25 protein-coding genes are annotated in these 23,894 nt (G+C 48.5%); 23 read left to right on the top strand and 2 right to left on the bottom strand.

The features are described 5' to 3' along the window. Nucleotides 1-480 precede the first annotated feature (480 nt). Both NLX71_RS05515 and NLX71_RS05510 read left to right on the top strand, forming a co-directional pair. Nucleotides 481-1,773, top strand: a complete 1,293-nt coding sequence (locus NLX71_RS05515; protein WP_254362490.1) for a helix-turn-helix domain-containing protein — start codon at nt 481-483, stop codon at nt 1,771-1,773. A 2-nt stretch (nt 1,774-1,775) separates the two neighbouring features. Then, entirely contained in the window at nt 1,776-1,919 is a 144-nt protein-coding gene (locus tag NLX71_RS05510; protein WP_254362489.1) for a hypothetical protein, read from the top strand. A gap of 181 nt (nt 1,920-2,100) precedes the next feature. Here the strand turns inward: NLX71_RS05510 and NLX71_RS05505 are convergent, their stop codons facing one another. After that, complete coding sequence (locus tag NLX71_RS05505) at nt 2,101-2,256, bottom strand: hypothetical protein (RefSeq protein WP_254362488.1); 156 nt, start codon at nt 2,254-2,256, stop codon at nt 2,101-2,103. A 237-nt stretch (nt 2,257-2,493) separates the two neighbouring features. On the opposite strand from NLX71_RS05505, the gene sigK reads away from it, so the two are divergent. The 13 genes from sigK (at nt 2,494) to hisC (ending at nt 16,110) form a co-directional block, all read left to right on the top strand. Next, a complete protein-coding gene (gene sigK, locus NLX71_RS05500) occupies nt 2,494-3,195 on the top strand; it encodes an RNA polymerase sporulation sigma factor SigK (protein WP_254362487.1) in 702 nt (233 codons plus the stop codon). A 218-nt stretch (nt 3,196-3,413) separates the two neighbouring features. Beyond that, complete coding sequence (gene paaX, locus NLX71_RS05495; protein ID WP_254362486.1) at nt 3,414-4,244, top strand: phenylacetic acid degradation operon negative regulatory protein PaaX; 831 nt, start codon at nt 3,414-3,416, stop codon at nt 4,242-4,244. A 358-nt stretch (nt 4,245-4,602) separates the two neighbouring features. Beyond that, nucleotides 4,603-5,577 (top strand): 1,2-phenylacetyl-CoA epoxidase subunit PaaA, encoded by a 975-nt coding sequence (paaA, locus tag NLX71_RS05490; protein WP_254362485.1) that lies wholly within the window; start codon nt 4,603-4,605, stop codon nt 5,575-5,577. 15 nt (nt 5,578-5,592) lie between these two features. After that, nucleotides 5,593-5,922, top strand: a complete 330-nt coding sequence (locus NLX71_RS05485) for a 1,2-phenylacetyl-CoA epoxidase subunit B (protein WP_254362484.1) — start codon at nt 5,593-5,595, stop codon at nt 5,920-5,922. A gap of 19 nt (nt 5,923-5,941) precedes the next feature. After that, on the top strand, nt 5,942-6,769 hold the full coding sequence (gene paaC / locus NLX71_RS05480) for a 1,2-phenylacetyl-CoA epoxidase subunit PaaC (protein WP_254362483.1): 828 nt from the start codon (nt 5,942-5,944) through the stop codon (nt 6,767-6,769). Nucleotides 6,770-6,785: 16 nt separating this feature from the next. Then, a complete protein-coding gene (gene paaD / locus NLX71_RS05475) occupies nt 6,786-7,274 on the top strand; it encodes a 1,2-phenylacetyl-CoA epoxidase subunit PaaD (RefSeq protein ID WP_254362482.1) in 489 nt (162 codons plus the stop codon). Nucleotides 7,275-7,312: 38 nt separating this feature from the next. Beyond that, nucleotides 7,313-8,758, top strand: coding sequence for an NAD-dependent succinate-semialdehyde dehydrogenase (locus tag NLX71_RS05470; protein ID WP_375377889.1), 1,446 nt, complete (start codon nt 7,313-7,315; stop codon nt 8,756-8,758). Nucleotides 8,759-8,782: 24 nt separating this feature from the next. Further along, on the top strand, nt 8,783-9,865 hold the full coding sequence (locus NLX71_RS05465; RefSeq protein WP_254362481.1) for a M20 family metallopeptidase: 1,083 nt from the start codon (nt 8,783-8,785) through the stop codon (nt 9,863-9,865). Nucleotides 9,866-9,871: 6 nt separating this feature from the next. Then, the gene (locus NLX71_RS05460) at nt 9,872-10,633 is read left to right on the top strand and encodes an SDR family NAD(P)-dependent oxidoreductase (protein ID WP_254362480.1); all 762 of its coding nucleotides are present in this window, start codon (nt 9,872-9,874) and stop codon (nt 10,631-10,633) included. 60 nt (nt 10,634-10,693) lie between these two features. Then, nucleotides 10,694-12,028, top strand: coding sequence for a glutamine synthetase family protein (locus NLX71_RS05455; RefSeq protein ID WP_254362479.1), 1,335 nt, complete (start codon nt 10,694-10,696; stop codon nt 12,026-12,028). Between the two features lie 33 nt (nt 12,029-12,061). Next, the gene (locus tag NLX71_RS05450; RefSeq protein WP_254362478.1) at nt 12,062-13,516 is read left to right on the top strand and encodes an NAD-dependent succinate-semialdehyde dehydrogenase; all 1,455 of its coding nucleotides are present in this window, start codon (nt 12,062-12,064) and stop codon (nt 13,514-13,516) included. A gap of 49 nt (nt 13,517-13,565) precedes the next feature. Next, the gene (locus tag NLX71_RS05445; RefSeq protein ID WP_254362477.1) at nt 13,566-14,960 is read left to right on the top strand and encodes an APC family permease; all 1,395 of its coding nucleotides are present in this window, start codon (nt 13,566-13,568) and stop codon (nt 14,958-14,960) included. Nucleotides 14,961-14,991: 31 nt separating this feature from the next. Continuing rightward, nucleotides 14,992-16,110 carry a histidinol-phosphate transaminase gene (gene hisC, locus NLX71_RS05440; RefSeq protein ID WP_254362476.1) on the top strand — a complete coding sequence of 373 codons (1,119 nt, stop codon included), beginning with the start codon at nt 14,992-14,994 and terminating at the stop codon, nt 16,108-16,110. 44 nt (nt 16,111-16,154) lie between these two features. Here the strand turns inward: hisC and NLX71_RS05435 are convergent, their stop codons facing one another. Beyond that, nucleotides 16,155-16,616 carry an Lrp/AsnC family transcriptional regulator gene (locus NLX71_RS05435; RefSeq protein WP_254362475.1) on the bottom strand — a complete coding sequence of 154 codons (462 nt, stop codon included), beginning with the start codon at nt 16,614-16,616 and terminating at the stop codon, nt 16,155-16,157. A 214-nt stretch (nt 16,617-16,830) separates the two neighbouring features. Here NLX71_RS05435 and pdhA point away from each other — a divergent pair, with 214 nt between their 5' ends. The 8 genes from pdhA to NLX71_RS05395 are packed head-to-tail and all read left to right on the top strand — an operon-like array spanning nt 16,831 to nt 23,884. Then, nucleotides 16,831-17,949 (top strand): pyruvate dehydrogenase (acetyl-transferring) E1 component subunit alpha, encoded by a 1,119-nt coding sequence (gene pdhA, locus NLX71_RS05430; protein ID WP_375377888.1) that lies wholly within the window; start codon nt 16,831-16,833, stop codon nt 17,947-17,949. Further along, complete coding sequence (locus NLX71_RS05425; RefSeq protein WP_254362474.1) at nt 17,946-18,929, top strand: alpha-ketoacid dehydrogenase subunit beta; 984 nt, start codon at nt 17,946-17,948, stop codon at nt 18,927-18,929. Before pdhA ends, NLX71_RS05425 begins: the two co-directional genes overlap by 4 nt. Nucleotides 18,930-18,947: 18 nt before the next feature. Next, the gene (locus NLX71_RS05420; protein ID WP_254362473.1) at nt 18,948-20,174 is read left to right on the top strand and encodes a dihydrolipoamide acetyltransferase family protein; all 1,227 of its coding nucleotides are present in this window, start codon (nt 18,948-18,950) and stop codon (nt 20,172-20,174) included. After that, nucleotides 20,175-21,599 carry a dihydrolipoyl dehydrogenase gene (gene lpdA / locus NLX71_RS05415; protein ID WP_254362472.1) on the top strand — a complete coding sequence of 475 codons (1,425 nt, stop codon included), beginning with the start codon at nt 20,175-20,177 and terminating at the stop codon, nt 21,597-21,599. Between the two features lie 16 nt (nt 21,600-21,615). Beyond that, nucleotides 21,616-21,915 carry an EthD family reductase gene (locus tag NLX71_RS05410; protein WP_254362471.1) on the top strand — a complete coding sequence of 100 codons (300 nt, stop codon included), beginning with the start codon at nt 21,616-21,618 and terminating at the stop codon, nt 21,913-21,915. 10 nt (nt 21,916-21,925) lie between these two features. Then, nucleotides 21,926-22,336, top strand: coding sequence for a PaaI family thioesterase (locus tag NLX71_RS05405; protein ID WP_254362470.1), 411 nt, complete (start codon nt 21,926-21,928; stop codon nt 22,334-22,336). Then, nucleotides 22,326-23,099 (top strand): enoyl-CoA hydratase-related protein, encoded by a 774-nt coding sequence (locus NLX71_RS05400; RefSeq protein ID WP_254362469.1) that lies wholly within the window; start codon nt 22,326-22,328, stop codon nt 23,097-23,099. Before NLX71_RS05405 ends, NLX71_RS05400 begins: the two co-directional genes overlap by 11 nt. Nucleotides 23,100-23,107: 8 nt before the next feature. Further along, a complete protein-coding gene (locus tag NLX71_RS05395) occupies nt 23,108-23,884 on the top strand; it encodes an enoyl-CoA hydratase-related protein (protein WP_254362468.1) in 777 nt (258 codons plus the stop codon). The last annotated feature ends 10 nt before the right edge of the window (nt 23,885-23,894 follow it).

Below are 23,894 nucleotides of genomic sequence, written 5' to 3'. Positions count from 1 at the left end.
AAGCTTCACCACCTCCTTGTCGGAAAACGAGCTTTTTTCCACTTATTGTTTTGAAATTGTGTTTGGTTCTTGATGCGGCTCGGCAAATGCGTTACCAGTTGAAGGAAAAACGAGTACGGTAGAGGCCACAGATATTAACAGGATTTTTTTGATTTTCATTGCTTCCTCTCCTTCTCTCCTTTAGGAATAATGTATGAACAATTCGTCGCGACCTCATTATTCAAACATAATTTATAATAATAACATAAAATATGGGGTAGTGATTAATATCTATTTTTAATTTCTACTATTTCTTAAAAATACATAAATAATTCAAATTAATACCAATTAACAGTAAATATTTGTAGAAACTTATCGAATCGTTGCATTTCATGTAAGATTGAGTCGATTATTATAAAAATCAATTAATTGTAAAATTAAACATACTTTGATATAATTGACCAGTGTAAAAACTTAAACAAAAAAGGAAGGTTATGTATTATGGTGGATATTAAGCATCGGAATAACACCATCGCAGATTTCATCTTCCAACTTAGAAAAAAGAAAAATTTGACATATGCGAAACTTGAGGAACTAACAGGTGTTCGCAGCGCAGTGCTTCATAAAATTGAATCGGGGGCCACAAAACATCCAGAATATAAGACGGTGAGAGCCTTGGTTCGAGCCTTGCCAGTTCATTACGAACAGATCATAAAGGCTTACATAGAAGAAGAAGAAGGAACAGAAACCTTATTTGAAATATTGCGAGATACTGTTGCCACAGGGGAAAATGATTCTTTAATCTCCATGACAGCATTGAGGCTACTACAATCATCTCAAAAGAAAACGGAAGAATCACTTCAGCGATTGTTTGATTTTACGGAAACATTAAATGAAGGCAAACTGAAAGCGCTTCTTTATACGGTAATTATTAAATATTCCAGAGAACGTGGATTGCCTAGTTTTGTTGGCAAAGGTACTTTTAAAAAATATTTGATTAATCGAAGCAATTTATCTTTGCTAGACGAGACTTTTAGAGAAGGCGAGGAAGTTATTCACTACACTGATTTTTTAGCACAAGAAGAGAAGTGTATATATTATTACCGCATGGCACTTCACGCCTACGCGCTAAAGAAATATGAAAAATGTATTGAATTAGGGAAATCGGGCCATGCCGTAGATACTACACATAATGGACTCAAAGAGCAGGTTGCTTTAGCAATTTGTAATTCATTTTGGCACCAAAGAAACTATAATGCTTTGGAGGAACATATCCAACTCTATGATAAGTTGAATTATCAAATTATCGTTGATCGTTTGAAAATCTTTCGTGCCATGATTCTAGCACGAACCGATAGATATGTGGAATCTCTTCCGTTATTGTGGGAATGTCTAGATGAAGCGCAGGGGGATAAACGTCTACCTAGATTGAATTTATTATTAGAAGTATTGTTGCAGATGAATGATGATGACTCCATAGAAAAACTGATTAACTCGGATGAAGAACAAATCTTTCCTTTCGAGAATGCAACACCTTATCAATATTCCGAAATGGGAAAGTATTACAAGTTTAAAGGTGCATTTTTTACTAAAAAGGGTTGGACTAATCAAGCGATAGAGACCTACCTAAAAAGCGTAAATTATTATGGCAAGATTGGCTCTTATCAAGATATCGTTGAACTTTCTTATGACATTTTTTCCTCTTTGAGTTCTGATAAAAATATACTGGACTTAGGGCTTCTAGAAGAGACAAAAAAGGTATATAATGGAATCATAAACAAAGGGGAGGTTTAACTATGAGAAGGCTTATCATGTGCATTGCAACATTTTCAATAATAATGGCAAGCTCATTGACCATCGCAAATCATGATTTTATTTTGGCTCATCCCGAAAGTAACAAACCAGTAGCAAGATCTCATGTTGACGATCCCGGCTTTTGATATAAATAATTGAAAAAGTAACTGCACAAAACAGGCGAGTATATGCCTGTTTTTTTTGTTTTATTTCTTTGAAATTTATTTTTATTGATGGTATTTGGTGAACGGTTCAGTTCAGAGAGCGCAACAGCGAGCAAAGACAGATTTATCTACCCAATCGTATTCCTTCGGGCCACATGACACCTCACAGAGGATACTCCTCTACATTCGAAGACTTGGTAAAACACTCCAGCCGGACCCCGAGCACTGCCAGATGCTCCTGCAGCGCCGCGACAGAGTCCAACTGATTGAATCCTCCACCGCGAAGAAGCAGCTCCAGATTGTCTATTTTTCCGGTCATCCTTTGTGTCCTGCCTTTCCGTTAAATGCGTTCTATTAACCATACCATGCTTTTAGCGCGGTGACGATCCAGACCTCTTCAAAATAGACCTTGACCCCCTACGTCGTAGTCAAAGTTCACCAGGTGTAAATTTTGTGTACAGGCACTTCCGGGCTTTCGCCCACATACACTAATACTAATCTTTGCGCGAAAACTTCCGAGACCGTTGATCGGCAATCACCTTAGGGGGTGGCTGGAATGCCCGGATTATTCAGTGCCGTAGCTTTATTTATTAAACAGCTTACTTTACTCGTTTCCTATGTAAAAAACAACGCGTTTCCCCAGCCCTTGGCGGAGGATGAAGAAGACAAACATTTGAAGCTAATGGCCCAAGGCAATCAACACTCGCGCAATGTGCTCATCGAGCATAACCTTCGGCTTGTCGCGCACATCGTCAAGAAATTCGACAATACGGGGGAGGATCTGGAGGATTTGATCTCGATCGGTACGATCGGTTTGATCAAAGCGATTGAATCGTTCTCCCCCGATAAAGGGACCAAGCTTGCGACCTTCGCGGCGCGGTGTATCGAGAATGAAATCCTGATGCACCTTCGCTCGCTGAAAAAGACGCGCAAGGACGTATCGCTGCACGACCCAATCGGTACGGACAAGGAGGGAAATGAAATTACGCTCATCGATATCCTCGGCACGGAGGCCGACGATGTGGTGGATAAAGTGCAGCTTAAGATTGAAAAAAGCAAAATATACAAAAACCTTGACATACTGGATGAACGGGAAAAAGAAGTCGTTGTCGGCCGCTTTGGCCTCGAGCATGGTGGGGAGGAACGTACGCAGCGAGAGATCGCTAAAGAACTTGGTATTTCGCGATCATATGTGTCTCGGATCGAGAAACGTGCTTTGATGAAGCTGTATCATGAGTTTTACAAGGCAAAAAGGTAAATTAACTGTCTAAAGCCTGCTTTCCTTTAGCAGGCTTTTGAAGTTAAAATTTACAAAATGTCAGTTTCTTTGAAAAAGCGCTTGTTATCAGCGTTAGAATCCAATTTCAATTATGTTACCGTAATTTATCGTGTGAATAATATCAACTGGACTTCTTCATCCAGATTAGCGAAAATGGAATGGATCAAACAAAATTGGGTGTATGGGGAGTCGATTTCATGAAACCGCAATCTATGTTATTTACCATATTCGGGGAGTATGTCAGACATTACGGGGGTGAGATTTGGGTAGGAAGCCTATCGAAGCTTTTAAAAGAGTTCGGCATGACGGAGCAAGCCGTCCGTGCGGCCATTTCCCGAATGTCCAAGCAAGGTTGGCTGGTATCAAGAAAGATGGGTAACAGAGGCTATTATTCGATGTCCGAGTATGGCAAGAAGCACTTGGATGAGGCGGCCGAAAGGATCTACAAGGTGGAACCGGGCCCTTGGAACGGAAAATGGTGCATGATCAGCTACAATATTCCTGAGGAACAGCGTAACCTGCGTGACCAGCTTCGCAAAGAAATCAGCTACATGGGTTTCGGTACGCTATCGAACAGTACATGGATCACCCCCAATGATCTAGCCGATCGAATCAAGCAGCTTACAGAAAGGCTGGAGCTGACTCCCTATGTAGAAATTTTCACGGCCGAACATCTGGGGTGGAGCGATTCGAAGCAATTAGTGCAAAAGTGCTGGAACTTGGAAGAAATCAATCAAGCCTACAAGGCGTTTATCGAAAGCTTTGAACCGCACTATAAACAATTTGTAGAAAAGATGAACAATAATGATGGGATCGAAGACAGCTATTGTTTTGTAGAAAAAACGGAGCTTGTCCATTACTACCGTAAATTCCTCTTTATCGATCCTGATTTGCCGCAAGAGTTACTGCCCGAGGTTTGGTTAGGGCATGAGGCCGACCTACTTTTCCAAAATTTTTATAATTTGCTCCATCCGGGCGCTGTCCGATTTTTCGAGGAAGCTTATGAAAAGATTCTGACAAAGTCCTAGCCTGAAGTGTCTCCGTCCGATTCACTGCACAACTCGTTCACCGATAAACTTCGTTATAAGCGTCTTCCTTTCAAAAGGGCTGTGAATGTGTCGCATTTCATGACGGCATACAGGAGGCGCTTTTTTGTTTGCGTGTACTTCCGAGAAGGTTATATTCAGGCGGCTGCTGATCTATTTACGCGATCATTGCGAAAGGATTTTGCTCGATCATTGTTGCTTACCAGTAGCAATCAGAGTAACGTTCATCATTCGCCGATTGTAAGCGCTTAAATTATCTATTGACAGTTGAGTGTGTTGATATGTTATCATAACGTTAAATAAACGTCATACGAAAATATAGTATCAGGAGGGAGGCATCATGGTGCCACAAATCGATGAGTCCACGGTAGTGGATGAAAAAATGATGCACGAACAATTTGTAGCCAGGATTGCGCGCGGTGAAAAGATTGAAGTGGATGATTGGATGCCTGAAGATTACCGGATGCAATTAATCAAGCTGATTGCCATGCACGGGGTTAGTGAAATCATGGGAGCGCTTCCCGAGAAAGAGTGGGTTCCGCGGACGCCTACCTTAAGGAGAAAGCTTTCTCTGATGGCCAAGGTACAAGACGAAATGGGACACGGACAACTGTTGCTTCGTGTTGCCGAAGATTTAATGAAGCCGCTCGGAAAAACGCGCGAGGATATTATGGAAGACCTGTATGCCGGCCGTTTGAAATTCCACAATGTATTTCACATGGAAGCGCGTACATGGGCTGATGCTGCGATCATCGGCTGGTTGGTTGACGGCGCGGCGATCGTGACGCAGAAAATGCTGGCCCATACCTCGTATGCGCCATATGCCCGCGCACTGAAGAGAATCCTTCTTGAAGAGCGGTTTCACGCGTACCACGGTGAGGATATGGTGATTAAGCTTGGAGACGGTACCCCGCAGCAGCGTGAAATGATGCAGGATGCGCTCAATCGCTGGTGGCCGGCTCTGGACATGTTCTTTGGACCGCCGGAGGATGGCCGGATTCAAAGCAATCAGGAATTGAACCTGAAGTATAAGATCAGATCGAAAACGAATGAGCAATTAAGACAAGAATTCATGGATAAATACGTCCCGCAAATTCAAGCACTCGGATTGAAAGTTCCTGATGAAACGCTTCGTTACGACGATGAAAATCAAAAATGGGTATACACCCACGCAGATTACAGCTATTTGAAAAATGTGATCTCCAAAAATCAGGGGCCTCGTTCCCAGAATCGATTGAATTTAAGAAAAATCGGTTTCGAGAACAATGCTTGGGTCAGAGAAGCACTGCTGCACAACCAAAAGGAACTCGGATAGGAAGGAGCATCATCCATGAGTGGCCAAGAGATGAGAACGTACGATATTTATGAAGTGTTCAGCCAAAAGGATGCCACTTCCAAATTTGAAAGTCAATTCAGTTTGCAGGCGCCGACTCCTGAGATTGCATTAAGCATGGCACAGGAAAACTTTATGCGCAGGGAAGAATCCCCGTCCAACATCTTTGTCGTGAAAAGCGATCATATTTATTATATGGCGCCAGAAAATCGGCAAGCCCTTGTCCGCTTGGATAATAAGGAATATCGTCAGCCTGCATTCTATGGCTTTATTCCATCCAAATGGCGGGAACTGAAGGAAAAAAATAATCATATCGCAAAAACGTAGTTGGATAGGGGGAGTGGAAATGTCTCTAACATATGATACGCCTGAAGCGGCCCAAAAGGATAAACCATATTTGGACGCATTGACTGAATTGCTTTTTCAACTGGCAGACGATGACCATTTGAACGGCCATCGGGGTTCGGAATGGATCGGACTCGGTCCTCACATTGAAGAGGATGTCGCGTTTGCTTCTATTTCCCAAGATACGATGGGCCATGCGGTTATGTATTATGACATGCTGGAAGAGCTCGGTGCGGGAAAATCGGATGAGCTTGCCCAATTAAGAAAGCCCGAAGATTACCGGAACGCGACGCTGGTGGAGCGTGAGAACGGTGCCGGCCATTATCGGGATAACCCGGATTTTGATTGGGCGTATGCCATTATCCGCAATTATATTTATGGAGTGTTCAAGAAATTCCGCCTCGATGCGTTAGAGCAAAGCTCCTACGCACCGCTTGCGGAAACTGCTAAAAAAATTAAGAGAGAACAATTTTATCACCTGTACCACTGGGAAGTGTGGATTGACCAATTAGCCCACAGCACAGATGAAGCCAGGGAGCGTCTGAATCAAGCCGTTGCAAAAACGTGGACCGACCTTGCATCGCTGTTTGATTTGGGGCCTAAGGCTGATCAAATTACCGGTTTCGGTCTGCTGGTATCTTCTGAAACGATCAAGCATCGGTTCATGGGTAAATTGAAGGAGAAACTGGATAAGGCTGGCCTGATTTGGCCGGGAGAACCTCCTGCCGTTCCGGCATCCGGAAGGGAGGGGCGGCATTCGGATGAATTGCTCCAAGCCTTAAACGAGATCGGGGAAGTGTACAGACTCGATCCTGCGGCCACCTGGTAAAAAGGAGTGATCGACCATGCCTGACACATGGAACTCGCTGGAACAACAAGTATGGAAGAAGCTTCAAGAAGTAACGGACCCTGAAATCACTTCCGTCAGCCTCCTTGAGATGGGCATGGTTGAATCGATCCATGTGGCTGGCCGGAATGCAATCATAAGGCTGATACCGACTTATGTCGGATGTCCCGCACTGCACATGATGAAAGAAGATGTAATCGCAGTCGTGTCCGAATTGGATGGAATCGACCGGGTTGAGGTCCAATTCGTGAAAAGTCCGATTTGGACATCGGATCGCATTACAGACGAAGGCAGAGAAAAGCTGAAGAAGTCTGGAATTTCCACGCCTCAGGCGGAATTCAAGCAGGAAGGGATATGGGAGGCTGAATGCCCGTATTGCGGTTCGCCGAAGACCGTCATGAATAACGTATTCGGTCCGACCTCCTGCCGAAGCATTTTCTATTGCAACCAATGCAAGAATCCTTTTGAAGCCATTAAACCCGTGTAAGCGAAAAATAAATCGGAAACGAACCTCGGGAGGGGATTATGTTGGAGCAAGTAAAGGCCATGTATATCAATGGTGAATGGGTACAGGCGGAAAGCGGACAATCGGTTGAAGTGATCAATCCTGCAACATCCGAATCCGTAGGAACAGTCGCCTATGGCGACAACCGCGATACGGCCAAAGCGATCGATGCGGCGCATGAAGCGTTCAAAAGCTGGTCCAAGCTGACCGGTCAAAAAAGATCGAAATATTTGAGCAACTTGTATGAACTGGTACGCAAAAACCGAGATGAACTGGCTGATTTGATTTCTGCGGAGATGGGCAAGCCGATAGGGGAAGCGAAGTTTGAAGCGCTTGGCGCGGCCGACAACTTTATGTGGTATGCCGAAGAGGCGAAGCGCATTTATGGGGAAACGATCCCCTCTACCTTTGAAAATAAAAGACTAATGGCGATTAAACAGCCGGTTGGTGTCGTAGCTGCCATTACGCCTTGGAATTTCCCGTTAAATATGGCTGCAAGGAAGATCGCCCCTGCGATAGCTGCCGGATGTACGGTCGTTTTGAAGCCGGCGATGAAGACGCCATTAAGTGTAATTCGTTTGTTCGAATTGATCGAAGAAGCGGGATTTCCAAAAGGTGTTGTCAATCTGGTTTTAGGCAAAGCAGGCAAAATCGGTGAAGAGATTGTGGCTAATCCCAAAGTAGCGAAAATTACGTTCACCGGTTCTACTGCCGTCGGAAAGCAGCTCATGGCCGGTGCGGCGCAGCAAGTGAAGCGCATCAGCATGGAGCTTGGCGGCCATGCCCCGTTCATCGTCTTTGAGGATGCGGATTTGGATCAAGCCGTGCAAGGTCTGTTTGAAAGCAAATACCGCAATACAGGACAAATGTGTATTTGCACCAACCGCTTATATGTTCAGGAGTCTGTGGTAGAGGCATTTACACAAAAGCTGATTGAGCGGCTCAAGAACGTAAAGGTGGGAGACGGCCGCCTAAAGGGAGTTGAAATCGGCCCGCTGGTGGATGAAGGTGCGCTGAACAACGTCATGGAACATATTCGGGATGCGCATGAAAAAGGCGGAACGATCGCTTATGGAGGAAACCGACTGACGGAAGGCGATTACAGTAAAGGTTTCTTTTTAGAGCCTACGGTGATTACCAACGTAAGCAGCGATATGAAGATCTCGTACGAAGAAACGTTTGGCCCTGTCGTGCCGATCATTCCGTTCAAGGATGAAACGTCGGTTATCGAATCGGCCAACGATACGACGTATGGATTAGCGGCTTATTTCTACAGTAAGGATAACAGCCGATGCTTCCGTGTCGCCGAGGCTTTGGAATATGGCATCGTCGGTGTCAATGACGGGGCTCCTACCCAAACTCAGGCGCCGTTCGGGGGGTTCAAGGAAAGCGGAATTGGCCGAGAAGGCGGACATTTCGCCATGGAAGAGTTCCTGGAGACGAAGTTTGTGTCCTTTGGTTTATGAAGAAATGGCGAAGGAAGTGGCTGGATGCGAGAAGGGCTCATACCGCTGGTAAGTGAACTGATTCAAATGAAAAGCACGAGTCCGGAAGCAATCAACAAGTCGGCGGAATATTGCGCGAACTGGCTGCAGAACCAAGGACTGCGTGTACAAATATTGGAGAATCAAGGATTAAAGAGCGTCGTCGCAGAAGCAGGGGGCGGGCAGTCGGAAGAGACGATCATCTTGAATGGACATCTGGATGTAGTCCCTGGTGAAGAGTCCATCTTTATCCCCCGTATAGAGGGCGGCAAATTATTTGGACGCGGCAGTTACGATATGCTTGGCGCGGTGGCGGCCATGATGACCGCTACCGCGGAGATGGCTAAACGCCCTAACGGATGCAAAGTCGTTCTGCAGCTCGTTCCGGATGAGGAGACGGGCGGCAAGCATGGAACCGGATTCCTTGTCGAACAAGGAGCGCGCGGCGATTTTGTCATTTGCGGGGAACCGACGAATCTGCACGTTGCCGTTCAAGCAAAAGGCGTCCTGCAGCTTCTGGTGGAGGTTGACGGAATTGCGGCGCATGGAAGCCGGCCGTGGCTCGGAAAGAACGCCATTACCCGAGCGTTCGAGCTGTACCAGCAAATCCAGACGCTTGATTTTTTACAAGAAAGCAGCCGATTTTTCCCTAGACCCTCCTTGAACCTTGCCAAAGTGGAGGGCGGTAAAGCGATCAATCAAGTGCCTGACCGCTGCGCGTTTTATCTGGATATTCGTTACTTGCCCAACCAAGACCCCGAGAAGATTTTGACTGACATTCGTCATTCCGTTTCGGAAGCTAAAGTCACTGTGATCCAACAAGGATCTCCGGTGCAAACGGATGAAAACAGCAGACACGTTCGCTTGCTTCAGCAAACAACCGGCGAATGTACAGGAACGAAAGTCAATCTGTTCGGGCAGGATGGATCGGCGGATACACGTTATTACGCCAAATATGCGATACCGGCGGTGGAATTCGGCCCGATCGGCGCCAATCATCATGGACCCGATGAGTATGTCGATATTGAATCGCTTCATGTGTACCAACAGATTTTGCAGAAATTTATAACCAACCTAACGAGAGGATGATTGTACATGAAGTTAGCGGATAAGGTTGCGATTGTAACGGGAGCCGGTTCGGGAAATGGTAGGGCAATCGCTTTGCGGTTGTTTGCAGAAGGAGCTGCGGTGGTTGTAGCCGATATGAATGAAGCAGGCGCACAAGAAACGATTGCGCTCGCGCCGGAAGGCAGCAAGGCGATGTTCGTCAAAGTGGATGTGACCAAAAAAGCCGAAGTGGAAGATATGGTTTCGCAGACAATACAAAAATTAGGAAAAATTGACATATTGGTGAATAACGCCGGAATCGTGGCGTTTACCCCGTTTCTTGAACTGGGCGAAGAGGAATGGGACCGTGTGCATAACGTAAACCTGAAAGGCCCGTTTCTCTGCTCGCAAGCGGTCGCCAAACAAATGATTCAAGCGGGGCGAGGAGGACGCATTGTCAATATCACGTCGGTGGAAGCGCATCGCGTCGTTTCCAGCAGCGGCAGCTGCCAGCCGCATTACAACTCGTCGAAAGGCGGTTTGCACATGCTGACCAAGGCGACTGCATTGGAGCTGTCTTCCCACGGTATTACCGTAAACAGCGTGGCTCCCGGTGTTGTGCAGACTCCGTTCACCGAAAAAGGCTTGGCAAACCCGGAGGTCAAAAAGTGGCTTTTGGAGCGATTGCCGGCAGGTCGGGTAGCCCAGCCGCAGGACGTAGCCAATGCCGTTGTTTTCCTCGCTTCGGACGATTCGAATTATATTACGGGCAGCACGATTGTTGTTGACGGCGGCTGGACCATTCACTAAGCCAACTATCCACGCCTAACGGAGGGATCACCGAGATGGGAAAAATCAATCTGGAGCAATTTGAAAGACCTCGTTCAAAACGGCGAGATCGACATGATTACGGTGGCTGGCGTCGATATGCAAGGAAAGCTGTTCGGCAAAAAAGTGCCGGGGCGATTCTTTATAGAGAATGGGCAGGACGGCATTCATGCGTGCGCAGTCAATTTCATTTGGGATGTCAATTTAAAATTCGCGGAAAATTTTTCATACTGTAATTTTGATACAGGCCTTCATGACTTGAAGGTTGTGCCTGATATGAGCACATTGCGCAATTATCCATGGATTCCGAAAAACGCCATCGTACTGGGCGACATCTTTAATAAAGATGGCTCCGATGTAACCATCGCCCCGCGCCATATGCTGAAAAAGCAGCTGAAAAAGGCGGAGGCGATGGGGTATCAGGCGTTTGCCGCTTCCGAGATCGAGTTTTATATATTTAAAGAAACGTCCGAAACGGCGCGCGAGAAGCAGTTCAACAATTTAAAGCCGCTCTTTTCCTATCCCGTTGATTATTCGATATACCGGCTGAATGTGGACGATTGGTTTTTGGGGCAGTTGTCCCGTCATCTGGAGGAGATCGGCATTCCGCTCGAAGCCGTCAAAGGCGAATGGGGTAACGGCCAGATCGAAATCAATGTGGAGTATGCCGACGCCTTGGAAATGGCGGATCGTACTGCGCTCTACAAAAACGCAATCAAAGAGATCGCCGCGCAAAACAACTTGATGGTCACCTTCATGGCTAAGCATGACACGAACGATTCCGGCAGCAGCGGACATACGCACATTAGCCTGTGGGACAGCAATGGCAGCAATCTATTTTACGATCCCAACCATCCTTACCGGCTCTCGGATACCGGTCGTTACTTTCTCGGCGGCATGATGGCGTTGGCGCCGGAGCTGATGCTTTTCTACGCGCCTTATATCAATTCTTACAAGCGGCTCGCGAATACGGGCGGAGCCCCCAATACGTTGACATGGGGCGAGGATAACAGGACGACCTCGTTCCGCGTGGATGGCAAAGGCAAGTCGTGTCGAATCGAAAATCGCATACCGGGTTCCGATGTGAATCATTATCTGGTGCTAAGCGCCATGCTGGCATCAGGTCTGTACGGCATTGAGCAGCAAATCGATATCGCGGAGCCGACCCGAGGCGCTGCTTCGCGTGTGCCCGGCGTCAAACGGCTGCCTTCCAATTTGGCGGAGGCGATCCAGTTGTTGGAGCAAAGCGAGATAGCCAGACAGCTGATGGGCGCAGACGTGGTCGAACATTATTTGACGGCGGCCAAAAACGAGCTGAACGATTATTTCCTGGAAGTAACGGATTGGGAGAGAAAGAAGTACTTTGAGTTCATCTAAATACGAAATCGTGAGAAAGAGAGGGAAGAGAAGATGAAGACGTTCTACGGGAATGAGTATAATTTTTCATGGATTGATGGAAAAAAGATCGAGTCCGATCACTCAAGCGAGGTTATCAATCCTGCGACCGGACAATCCATCGGTCTGGTTCCCGATGGCGGCGCGAAACTGACGCTGCGTGCGATAGACGCTGCCGCACAAGCGTTGCCGTCATGGTCGAAGCTGACGGCCGGAACACGGGCCGGCTATTTGCTGGACTGGGCCGATCGGGTCATCGCGGACAAGGAAGCGCTCGCCCAGCTTTTGTCGCTGGAGCAAGGGAAACCGCTCGACGAAGCGCGGGGAGAAATCGAAGGCGTCGCCGTCTATATACGCTGGTACGCAGAAGAGGGGAAACGGGCGTATGGCGAAATTATTCCGGCATCCCGACCGGGACAGCAGCTGATGGTATTCCGCGAAGCGATCGGGGTCGTCGGATTGATCACGCCGGCGAACTTTCCTGCCGCTATTCTCGCTACGAAGGTGGCCCCTGCGCTAGCTGCCGGCTGCAGCTTTGTCTTGAAGCCGGCTGAACAAACGCCGATGATCGCCATTGCTTTGCTCTCGCACTTGATGGCGACCCAGTTGCCTGCCGGCGTCGCCAATCTGGTGACAGGCAATCCCGAGGAGATTGGCGGAACGTTGTCGGCAGACCCGCGTGTACGCAAGATTTCCTTCACCGGCTCAACGGAGGTAGGCAAAATTCTCATGCGGCAGGCGGCGGATAACGTGAAGCGCCTCACGCTTGAGCTTGGCGGCAATGCGCCGGTAGTCGTGTTCCCGGACGCCGATCTGGATAAAGCGGTGGATGGCATCATGGGCAACAAGTTCGAGAATTGCGGCCAGGTGTGCAACGGCATAAATCTGATCTATGTTCATGAGGACATTCATCAGGCGCTCGTAGAGAAGCTTGCGGAGCGAATTAAAGTGCTGAAGGTAGCTGCGGGATCGGAGCCGGGATGTCAGGTCGGTCCGATGATTGACCCGTCGTATCTGAACAAAGTGGAGACGCTGGTTAACGATGCGGTGATGAAAGGAGCCAAGGTGCTTGCAGGCGGCCACCGGATTGTCGAGGACGGTTACCACGTTGGAAACTTCTATGCGCCTACGCTGCTGGATGGGGTACATGAAGAGATGGAGCTGACCCGCAAGGAGATCTTTGGACCTGTAGCACCTGTTCTTACGTTTACGGATGAAAGCGTTGTCATTGAGCGCTGCAATAATACGCCGTACGGTTTGGCCGGCTACGTGTATACCCGGGACGCAGCGCGCATGTTCCGCCTGATTGCCGGGCTGGAGGTAGGCAATCTGGCCGTCAACGGAACATCTTTGGCCAATCCGCAAACGCCGTTCGGAGGCGTGAAGGAAAGTGGAATCGGCAGAGTAGGCGGACGACAAGGCTTGGAGGAATACATGGAACTGAAATATGTGGCACTTACGCTGGAGTGAGTGCCGCTCCTCTCACACAAGGATTTTACGACAACAAGAGAAATGGGGTATGACCATGTCGGAAGTGATGATTCAATCGACGGAGAACGAGCGAGGAACGAATCTCGGCTATAAACAGGAATTGAAGCGCAGCCTCACGCTCAAGGACTTGATTATTTACGGGCTGGTTACAATGCTGCCGATTGCTCCGATCGCGGTATACGGGCTGATTGTGCAAGGAAGCTATGGCATGGTGCCGCTCGTTTACCTGGTCGGGATTGTCGCGATGGTCTTCACCGCCATGAGCTACAGCAAGATGAGCAACGAGTTTCCTATTGCCGGTTCCGTCTATAACTATGTGCAGCGAGGGCTGAATCCGCATGTAGGATTCGTTACCGGATGGATGATCGCAGGCGACTATATTATGGCGCCAGCGTTGCAGACGGCTTTTGCAGCGAAGTGGTTAAACAGCATTCTGCCTGCTGTGCCGACATTTGTTTTCATCATCGTGTTTATTGCGATTAATACGTTCATTACTGCCAGAGGCATCAGTTTAACCGCACGAACCAACTTGTTCTTTCTCATTGTGGAGATAGCCATTCTTGTTATTTTCCTCGGTTTTGCCTTCAAATTTGTTTTCATAGACGGACATGGAGCGGGAGGATTTTCGCTTGCGCCCATATTTCAGGCTGACAAGATCGACTTCCAATTTATTGCGGGCGCGGCATCGATCGCGGTATTGGGCTTTCTCGGTTTTGACGTCATCAGCACCTTGTCCGAGGAAGTAAAAGATCCGCAAAAGACTGTCGGCAGAGCGACCGTCTCCTCATTAGTGATCATCGGCTTGATTTTCATCGTGCAAACGTATCTCGCTGCGCTTGCTCATCCGAACTACGAGGGACTGGACCCCGATATGGCTTTTTTCGATATTGCGCGGGAAGTGGGAGGGGATTTCCTCTATTATTTGTTTATCCTGGTAGGGGTAGCCGCGGTAGGGATAGCCAATGCGCTCGCGATTCAATCGGCCATCTCCCGGATAATTTACTCCATGAGTCGGGATAAGCTGCTGCCCTTCTCGGGGAAGCTCGGCAATATCCACCCGAAATACAAGACGCCGTTTAACGCGACGATCTTTGTGGGCATCGTTTCCTTGTTCGTTGCCTTGCTGGGTTCCATTGAAATGATTGTGCAGTTGATTAATTTTGGCGCGTTAACCGCATTTATGGTGCTGAATTTGACGGTGTTCAACCATTTCTATGTGAAAAAAGGGCGGCGGGATGTGAAAGGGTTGATCCATTACCTGCTGCTTCCGATGATCGGGTTTTTGATTATCCTTTATGTCTGGTCCGGCTTCGATAGAATGACCTTCATTGTGGGAATCAGCTGGATGGTTGTAGGGGTTGTCATGGGAGCGGTTAAATCGAAAGGGTACAAGCAATTGCCGCCAGTTATGAAAGATATGTAACATCTGAATAATCGAAAAGTGGGGGGTATACGTGGAAAAGGTTATGTTGGTCGCAGCGCGTAAAGAGATCGCCGACGTCACGCCTTATGTGGCAGGCAAACCGATCGAGGAGGTGCAACGGGAGCTCAAGCTGGACCGTGTGATCAAGCTTGCTTCTAATGAAAACCCGTACGGCTGCTCCCGCCTTGCGACGGAGGCGGTGGAGCGCGAATTGTCGCAAATTTCTCTTTATCCGGAAGCGTCGGGTCCGATGCTGCTGCAAAAGCTGGCGAACCGTTTCGGCTTGGAGAGCGGCAACGTCATTCTCGGGGCCGGTTCAGACGAATTAATACGGCTTTTAACCAGGGCCTTCAACAGTACCGGCGACGAGGCGATCATGGCGGACGTCACCTTTCCCCGGTATGAAACCAATGTCACGATAGAGGGCGGCGTTCCCGTCACCATACCGCTGATTGAAGGAGTACACAATCTGGAAGGTATGTTAGCGGCGGTTACCGAAAAAACCAAAATCATGTTCGTCTGCAACCCGAACAACCCTACTGGAACGATTGTGGGGAAAGCGGCGTTGCTGGCTTTTATTGAAAATGTGCCTAAACACATTATGATCGTAGTGGACGAAGCCTATTGCGAATATGTGGAGGACTCCGAATATTTGGATACGGTGCCGCTCTTGAGCGAATTTCCCAATCTCGTCATCCTGCGAACGTTTTCCAAAATATACGGTTTGGCAGCCTTGCGCGTCGGATACGCGCTTGCGCACCCAACGATCGTGCGCAATTTGCACAAGGTGCGCGATTCGTTCAACACGAGCCGGCTGTCGCAGGCGGCCGCATTGGCAGCCTTGGACGACGAAGATTTCGTAACGACGTGCAGGCAGAAAAACAAGACGGAAAGAGCCTATCTGCAAAACGAACTCGATGCTGCAGGGCTCCGCTACTTCCCATCGCATGGAAATTTCATCATGGTTCACTTTCCCGATCATACCGGGGACGATATTTTTCAGAGGCTTCTGCGGCAGGGGATCATCGTGCGCCCGGGGAATCTTTTGGGCTATCCGCAAACCGTTCGGGTTACAATTGGAGACAGCGAGCAAAATCAAGCGTTTATCGCTGCACTGCGTAACATTTTGAACGGGAATGATCAGCAATAAATATCCATTGTCAAAGCAAATCACCTTGAAATTGACGGCGAATTTCAAGGTGATTTTTGTTGTTCTCCGCTGTAAGGAGCAATGCATCGAAAAGCGACCGGCGACGATAAAACGATCGAAGTATTCACATTTCCAAATGGAAGCAGCCGATCGATTAATTGACTGAGGTGTTGCATCCCTGTAACAGCAGCCTTAAGCAGATAACTAACATTGCCCGTTAATCGATGACACTCGATAATGTCCAGGTTTTCCTGGATTGATTTTTCAAACTCCGTATAAGAGTGAATGCGAAGATCGCTTAGCTGGATAAATACCAGCATATTCCGCCCAATAGCATTTGGCGAAATTCTCGCGGAATAGCCTTCAATGATCCCTTTCTCTTCAAGTCGGTTCAGACGTTCCGAAATGCTTGGACGGCTGAGCGATAATTTTTTGGACAATTCGCTAATGGAAGCGCGTCCGTCAAGTTGAAGATATTCAAGCAATCGGATATCGATTTGATCCATGGCAACCCCAGCTTTCGCTAAAAGTATATCCTAATAGGTCATTCTTCATAAGTTAATATTACATGATTTGAACGGTCGGTTCAAAAAATATATAAAACCTCTAAAAATCCTTCAATCTGAAAAGGATGAGCTTTGTTTTTGTTCGTTTTGATATGTTCCACTCGTGCGGTTTGGAGTAACATTAATCACATATCGAGCTGAAGGAGTGGCTTACATGGCAATAAACCTCGATCATCATAAGGTGATCTTCTCCAGTAACCCGGAAAGTCCGGATATGGTTCAAGTGCTTTCGGCTGATGGAGAACTTCTTGAATCGGCAGAGGGGAAAATCGATGAGTCTCTCATGCTGCAAATGTACGAAAAGATGCTTTTTGTCAGGGCATTCGACCGAAAATCCGTCAACCTGCAGCGACAAGGAAGAATGGGAACTTACGCTCCATTTGAAGGGCAAGAAGCGTCCCAAGTCGGCAGTGCCATGGCTCTGTCGCCAATGGATTGGATGTTTCCAACTTACCGGGACCATGCGGCAGCCATCATTCACGGTCAAGATCTGTTCCGTGTATTCTTGTATTGGATGGGCCACATAGAAGGTTCGATCAGCCCGGAAGGAAAGCGAATTATGCCGCCTTGCGTTCCTATTGCGACGCAAATGGTGCATGCTGTCGGAACGGCATGGGCGAGCAAGCTCAAAGGCGAGAAAGATGCAAGCTTGGCCTTTTTCGGAGATGGAGCCACGTCGGAGGGGGATTTTCACGAGGCGCTCAATTTTGCAGGCGTTTACAAAACGCCAACCATCTTTTTCTGTCAAAACAACGGGTATGCGATCAGTGTTCCGTTTGAAATGCAATCCGCTTCCAGGACGATCTCGCAACGTGCCGCAGCTTACGATATTCAAGGTGTTCGGATCGATGGAAACGATATATTCGCAGTGTACTTGACGGTTAAAGAGGCTGTTGAACGAGGGTTGAGAGGAGAAGGCCCGACTTTGATCGAAGCTGTGACGTTCCGCTACGGAGCCCATACGACGGCGGACGACCCGAAGAAATACAGGAATCAGGAAGCTCTGTCGCAAGAATGGCGGGAAAAGCGCGATCCTCTTGACCGGTTGCGGAAGCTGTTAGTGAAGAAAGGGATTTGGAGCGAACAGCAAGAGGAACAATGGCTGAAGCAAATCCATGAACAGATTGACGACCAATTGGACAAAGCGGAAAGCTATCCGAAATCGAACCCGCTCGATATGTTTAATCATGTGTACGCCGAAACGCCTTGGAACATTAAAGAACAGCAAGAAGAATTAAGGACATTTGTGAACAAGGAAGTGAAGCAGCGATGAGCAGAAAATTAACGATGGTTCAAGCGATTACAGAAGCGATAGATCAGAAGCTGGCGCAAGATTCCCGCGTGATGCTGATGGGTGAGGATATCGGGATCAACGGCGGCGTTTTCCGCGCAACGGAAGGTTTGATCGAAAAATATGGATCTCAGCGCGTAGTCGATACTCCGCTCGCCGAAGCTGGAATTATCGGTTCCGCGATCGGATTGGCCCTGAACGGAATGATTCCCGTCGTCGAGATTCAATTTCTAGCCTTTATTTTTCCGGGCTTCGAACAGATCGTTTCCCATGCCGCCCGAATGAGATATCGCACCCGCGGGCAGTTTGAAGTTCCGCTCGTGATCCGTACACCTTATGGCGCTGGTATTCGGGGACCTGAGCTTCATTCTGAAAGCGTTGAAACTTTTTTCGCCCATACTCCGGGACTAAGGGTCGTTGCGCCAAGCAATCCCTATGACGCGAAGGGGCTGCTAATTGCCGCTATTGAAGATCGGGACCCGGTCATGTTCCTGGAACCGACCAGGCTGTATAGAGCCTTTAAAGAGGAAGTGCCCGAGGACATGTATCGTGTGCCGATCGGTCAGGCCAAAGTTGTTCAGGAAGGCAGCGATTTATCCATTTTCGCATGGGGGGCCATGCTGAGAGAAGCTTTGAATGCGGCGAAACGAATTGAAAAAGAAAAAGGGTGGAAGTGTGAAGTTGTCGATCTTCGGACGCTCTATCCGCTGGACAGGGACACGATTATTCAATCGGTCAAAAAAACCGGCCGTGCCATCGTCGTTCATGAAGCTCATAAGACAGCGGGCTTAGGGGCTGAAATTGTTTCCATCATTAACGATGAAGCGCTCGTCTACCTGAAAGCGCCGGTGAAGAGAATAACTGGCTTCGACATCCCCGTTCCGCAAATGTCCGTTGAAGATGATTACATGCCTACGATCGAACGAGTTGAACGAGGAATTTTGGAAACGGTTTCATTCTAAGTGAAAGGAATGGACATCATGATCGAGTTCAGACTTCCCGATGTAGGGGAAGGCATGCATGAAGGAGAGATTACGAAATGGTTGATCAAAGAGGGCGATTTCGTCAAACAGGACCAGCCGGTGCTTGAGGTGCAAACGGATAAGGTGAACGCCGAACTGACTTCTCCGACCACAGGTGTAATTACCAAGATTTTGTTTGCGGAAGGGGAAACGGTTGAAGTAGGAACAACCTTATACTTGATCCAAGGTGAGAATGAAGTGGCAGCAACGGCTGCAGAGCCGGAAAAGGTCGTCGCAGCTCCGCAAGCAAGAGCGGTTGAAGCGGCAAGTATACAAACTGCTCCTACAGCAGGGCGGGGCAGAGCGCTTGCTACACCATATGTACGCCAGTTGGCCAGAGAGTTGTCGATCAACCTGGAAGATGTGATCGGGACAGGACCTGCCGGCAGGGTGACGGAGTCCGATCTCAAACCATATTCGGATGGAGAACAAGTTCAAGTTGAACAACCGGCTAAAGCTGCCGTTTCCGAGCCGCAAAAGGAAGGCGAAGAGCGTATTCCATTAAAGGGCATTCGCAAGAAAATTGCGGAGCATATGATGAAGTCGGTCTCCCTTATCCCTCATGTGACCCATATGGATGAATTGGAAATGGACGCGGTGAAGGAATGGCGGGATCGATTAAAACCTTATGCCGAAACTAAAAATGTCAAGCTTACGTTTTTGCCGTTTTTTATTAAAGCTATCGTCATCGCCTTGAAAGAATTTAAAACGCTGAATGCTTCGATTGATGAGAAGACGAATGAAATTGTTTTGAAACATTATTACCATATCGGGATTGCAACGGACACGAAGGAAGGTCTCATCGTTCCGGTCGTCAAGCATGCGGATCAAAAGTCGATATTTGAGCTCGCCGCTGAAATCAGCGGGTTGGCTGCGCGAGCCAAGGAAGGGTCGTTGACCTTAGATCAGATTACCGGAAGTACATTTACGATCAGCAATGTAGGTCCTATCGGCGGGTTATATGCGACCCCGATCATCAACCATCCGGAAGCTGCGATTTTGGCGTTGCATAAGATGGAACCGCGCATGGTCGTACGCGACTGGGAAGGTGTGATTCGTCTTATGATGAATATGTCCCTAAGCTTCGATCACCGCTTGATCGACGGCGTTACGGCCGTTCGGTTTACGAACCGAATCAAGGAGTTGTTGGAAAATCCAAATCTTTTATTCGCGGAGATGAAATAGATGGTCGTAGGAGAAGTAGCGGTAGAAACAGATGTTGTCGTCATCGGTGGAGGTCCGGGCGGTTATGCCGCCGCTATTCGTCTCGGTCAGTTGGGCAAATCGGTTGTTCTGATTGAAAAGGATAAGCTCGGCGGCGTATGTCTGAACCGGGGATGCATCCCAAGCAAGGCATTAATCCATACGGCGCAGCAATATGACGGGTTGGCGCATTTCAAGAAGATGGGCATCCGTCTCCCGGAGGAGGAGGCTTCCTTTGACCTCGGTGCTTGGCTGGATTGGAAAGAGGGGATTACCCGCCAATTGAACCAAGGAGTTGCACAATTGTGCAAGGAAAACGGAGTGACCGTTGTTGCAGGTCAGGCTGCTTTTTTGTCGGATGACCGCATTGGAGTCGAAACGGGCGGGGATTTTGAGACCTATAAATTTGAAGAAGTGATCATCGCCACAGGGTCCCGACCGTTTATTCCTTCATTTTTGCAAGTTGACGGAGACTATATTTTGGATTCTACCTCTGCGCTGCAAATGAAACAGATCCCCAAATCGTTGTCGATCATCGGCGGAGGGTATATCGGCATTGAATTGGGCATGGCCTATGCCAAGTTGGGATCGCAGGTTACGATCATGGAGATGGCGGATCGAGTACTGCCTCAAGTTGCTGGCCATTTGGTTCGGGAAGTAACTAAAAATGCAAAAAAATTGGGAATAACGATCAAAACATCAACTCGTGTAGATAAAGCCGTCATTGAAGATGGGCATGTTCACCTTCAGGTAACCTCGGAGCAACATGGATCTGAAACGATCGTAAGCGACAAGGCGTTAATCACGATCGGCAGGGTGCCCAATACGCAAGAAATCGGATTGGCTCAAGCCGGCGTCGCAACCGATGAAAAAGGCTATATTGCGGTAGACAGCCAATGTCGTACCCGAGTACCGCATATTTTTGCCATTGGAGATATTACACCCGGTCCGGCTCTAGCGCATCGCGCTTCCAAGCAAGGGGTAGTAGCTGCGGAAGTCATTGCCGGTATGCCAAGCGCGATGGATTCCCCCCATGTTCCTTATGTTATCTTCTCCGATCCTCAGATTGCTGGGGTTGGTTATAGTCGTGCGGAAGCTGAACATGCGGGCCATAACGTCAAGGTCGGGGTATTTCCATTCCGGGCCAACGGCCGGGCGCTTGCTACGAATGAAACGGACGGGTTTGCCGAAGTCATTGTAGATGCCCAAAGTCATGTGCTGCTGGGCATGCATGTCGTGGGTGCCGATGCATCCAATCTCATTGGAGAGGGGGTGCTGGCGCTAGAGATGGCCGCTCGTGTGGAAGACATTGCCCTGACGATACATCCTCATCCCACTTTAACGGAAGGCTGGCTGGAAGCGGCTGAAGCGGCATTAGGTCATGCGATCCATATTGTAAATAACTAAGGAGGAACAGCGAACTATGGTGAAATTAATTGCGATTTACCGTAAACCGGAAAACATTGAGGATTTTGACAAACATTATGCAGAGGTTCACGCACCGTTAGCCGCCAAAATGCCGGGACTTCTCCGACTGGAAGTAAGCCGGATTTACGGTACCCCGATGGGAGAGAGCGATTTGCACTTAATGGCCGAAATGTATTTCGACGACAAACAGGCATTGGTGCAAGCGCTCAGTTCTCCGGAAGGAAAAGCGGCTGGGAAAGACTTGATGGGTTTTGCCGGGAAAATTGTATCGATGCATTTTGCGGAAGTCAATTAGGTGGAATGAAATGAAGGCATACAACAGGTTCAATCATTATTTGGGTATCGAGATTGCGCAGGTCGATGAAAATAGCTGCACAGCCGTGCTTAAGATTCGCCCCGAGCTGTACAACAGTATGGAAGGAGTCGTACATGGGGGAGTTACGGTTACGTTGCTGGATGTGGTTATGGGCTATGCGGCCGCCCCTCATGTAGACGGCGTTCAGCAGTGCGTGTCCGTAGAGTCCAAAATTAATTATCTTGCTCCGGTGAGAGGGGACTTTCTGAAAGCGGAATCGAAGGTACTGAGACGCGGAGGGAAAATCATTGTGATGGAAGCTCGTGCAACGACAGACGATGGAACATTGGTAGCCGTTGCGTTGGGCACTTACGCCAGGGTCAATTCCGATAAAGCGAAGGAGGATACCCATGTTGTATGAGCATATCAAATCCAGTACAGACGGCTCCGTAGGCATTATCCGGTTAGACCGGCCGGAAGTTCTGAATGCCCTCAATCTGAAAATCGTAGACGAAATCGTCGAGGAAATGGAGCGTATGGATCGCGACGGAGCCATACGCGTCATAGTTCTGACTGGAAGCGATAAAGCCTTTGCAGCCGGAGCCGATATTGGAGAAATGGCCGATGAAGCGGTGATCCCTCTGCTGTTAAAAGACCAGTTCGCGGTATGGGATCGAATCGCCAAAATAACAAAGCCGATCATTGCCGCCGTAAGCGGATTTGTTCTGGGCGGCGGATGCGAGCTGATGATGAATTGCGATATGATTGTCGCTTCGGAAACAATCCGCATCGGGCAGCCGGAAATCAAGCTTGGAGTGATGCCGGGAGCAGGCGGTACGCAGCGCTTGACGAAGGCGGTAGGCAAGGCGAAGGCGATGGAAATGCTGCTGACGGGAGAGCCGATCACAGCGGAGCAGGCCTTGCAATACGGCTTGATCAATAAAGTGGTTCCGGTGGAAATGTATTTCACGGAGGCGATGAAGCTGGCGAAGCAAATCGCCCTGCAGCCTCCGGTCGCAGCGAGGCTTATTAAGAAAGCGGTTCTGAAGGCGATCGATAATCCGTTGGATGAAGGTCTCGAGTATGAACGAAACTGTTTCTATTTGCTGTTTGCGAGCGAAGATAGGTCGGAAGGAATGAAGGCGTTTGCGGAAAAGCGAAGACCGACATTTTCGGGGAGGTAAGGGAAACGATGTATCAAACCATTCTTTATGAGTTGGCCCAAGGAGTAACCAAAATTACGTTGAACCGCCCGGATAAATTCAACGCCTTCACGCAGCAAATGAATAAAGAGATCGTTACGGCCTTGAAGCAAGCCGATAAGGATCCGGATGTCCGTTGCATTGTCATCACGGGTGCAGGTAAGTCGTTTAATGCCGGCCAGGATCTCGGCGAGGTTGAGGGGGTAGAGATCGATTACGGGGGCTTTCTGCGCAATCGGTATAATCCGATGATCGTTCAGGTCCGCGAAACGGAAAAGCCTGTGATCGCAGCAGTCAACGGCGTAGCGGCGGGAGCGGGAATGAGCCTCGCGCTTGCCTGCGATATTCGGCTAGTTTCCGAAAAAGCCTCTTTTACGGATGTGTTCATTCAAATCGGATTGGTTCCGGACTCGGGCGGCTGCTACTTCCTCCCCCGGATTGTCGGGATTGGGAAAGCGCTGGAGCTGGCGATGACCGGGGACAAAGTATCCGCAGAGGAAGCTTACCGCATTGGTTTGGCCAACCGCGTATTCTCCGCTCAAGATTTTGAACAGGAAGTCATGGCCTATGCCGGGAAATTAGCGAAGCTTCCGACCAAAGGAATTGGCTTGATCAAGCGAACCATGTATAAAGGATTGGAATCGGGTCTCCAAGAGACGCTGGAATATGAAGCTTATGCACAAGATATCGCGGGAAGCACGGAGGACCATAAAGAAGGCGTGCGTGCATTCTTTGAAAAAAGACCCCCGGTTTTCCAAGGCAGATAAGGGGATGATC

Source organism: Paenibacillus sp. MZ04-78.2 (genome assembly GCF_024213375.1).
In the GTDB taxonomy this organism is placed as follows: domain Bacteria; phylum Bacillota; class Bacilli; order Paenibacillales; family NBRC-103111; genus Paenibacillus_G.
The sequence above is the reverse complement of the archived record's forward strand: the minus strand, read 5'-3'. Positions and strand labels throughout refer to the sequence as shown.

What these genes read in the sequence shown, in the direction of transcription:
- NLX71_RS05515 (WP_254362490.1), top strand. Translation starts at nt 481, where the DNA reads ATGGTGGATATTAAGCATCGGAATAACACCATCGCAGATTTCATCTTC.
- NLX71_RS05510 (WP_254362489.1), top strand. Translation starts at nt 1,776, where the DNA reads ATGAGAAGGCTTATCATGTGCATTGCAACATTTTCAATAATAATGGCA.
- NLX71_RS05505 (WP_254362488.1), bottom strand. Translation starts at nt 2,256, where the DNA reads ATGACCGGAAAAATAGACAATCTGGAGCTGCTTCTTCGCGGTGGAGGA.
- sigK (WP_254362487.1), top strand. Translation starts at nt 2,494, where the DNA reads ATGCCCGGATTATTCAGTGCCGTAGCTTTATTTATTAAACAGCTTACT.
- paaX (WP_254362486.1), top strand. Translation starts at nt 3,414, where the DNA reads ATGAAACCGCAATCTATGTTATTTACCATATTCGGGGAGTATGTCAGA.
- paaA (WP_254362485.1), top strand. Translation starts at nt 4,603, where the DNA reads ATGGTGCCACAAATCGATGAGTCCACGGTAGTGGATGAAAAAATGATG.
- NLX71_RS05485 (WP_254362484.1), top strand. Translation starts at nt 5,593, where the DNA reads ATGAGTGGCCAAGAGATGAGAACGTACGATATTTATGAAGTGTTCAGC.
- paaC (WP_254362483.1), top strand. Translation starts at nt 5,942, where the DNA reads ATGTCTCTAACATATGATACGCCTGAAGCGGCCCAAAAGGATAAACCA.
- paaD (WP_254362482.1), top strand. Translation starts at nt 6,786, where the DNA reads ATGCCTGACACATGGAACTCGCTGGAACAACAAGTATGGAAGAAGCTT.
- NLX71_RS05470 (WP_375377889.1), top strand. Translation starts at nt 7,313, where the DNA reads ATGTTGGAGCAAGTAAAGGCCATGTATATCAATGGTGAATGGGTACAG.
- NLX71_RS05465 (WP_254362481.1), top strand. Translation starts at nt 8,783, where the DNA reads ATGCGAGAAGGGCTCATACCGCTGGTAAGTGAACTGATTCAAATGAAA.
- NLX71_RS05460 (WP_254362480.1), top strand. Translation starts at nt 9,872, where the DNA reads ATGAAGTTAGCGGATAAGGTTGCGATTGTAACGGGAGCCGGTTCGGGA.
- NLX71_RS05450 (WP_254362478.1), top strand. Translation starts at nt 12,062, where the DNA reads ATGAAGACGTTCTACGGGAATGAGTATAATTTTTCATGGATTGATGGA.
- NLX71_RS05445 (WP_254362477.1), top strand. Translation starts at nt 13,566, where the DNA reads ATGACCATGTCGGAAGTGATGATTCAATCGACGGAGAACGAGCGAGGA.
- NLX71_RS05435 (WP_254362475.1), bottom strand. Translation starts at nt 16,616, where the DNA reads ATGGATCAAATCGATATCCGATTGCTTGAATATCTTCAACTTGACGGA.
- pdhA (WP_375377888.1), top strand. Translation starts at nt 16,831, where the DNA reads ATGGCAATAAACCTCGATCATCATAAGGTGATCTTCTCCAGTAACCCG.
- NLX71_RS05425 (WP_254362474.1), top strand. Translation starts at nt 17,946, where the DNA reads ATGAGCAGAAAATTAACGATGGTTCAAGCGATTACAGAAGCGATAGAT.
- NLX71_RS05420 (WP_254362473.1), top strand. Translation starts at nt 18,948, where the DNA reads ATGATCGAGTTCAGACTTCCCGATGTAGGGGAAGGCATGCATGAAGGA.
- lpdA (WP_254362472.1), top strand. Translation starts at nt 20,175, where the DNA reads ATGGTCGTAGGAGAAGTAGCGGTAGAAACAGATGTTGTCGTCATCGGT.
- NLX71_RS05410 (WP_254362471.1), top strand. Translation starts at nt 21,616, where the DNA reads ATGGTGAAATTAATTGCGATTTACCGTAAACCGGAAAACATTGAGGAT.
- NLX71_RS05405 (WP_254362470.1), top strand. Translation starts at nt 21,926, where the DNA reads ATGAAGGCATACAACAGGTTCAATCATTATTTGGGTATCGAGATTGCG.
- NLX71_RS05400 (WP_254362469.1), top strand. Translation starts at nt 22,326, where the DNA reads ATGTTGTATGAGCATATCAAATCCAGTACAGACGGCTCCGTAGGCATT.
- NLX71_RS05395 (WP_254362468.1), top strand. Translation starts at nt 23,108, where the DNA reads ATGTATCAAACCATTCTTTATGAGTTGGCCCAAGGAGTAACCAAAATT.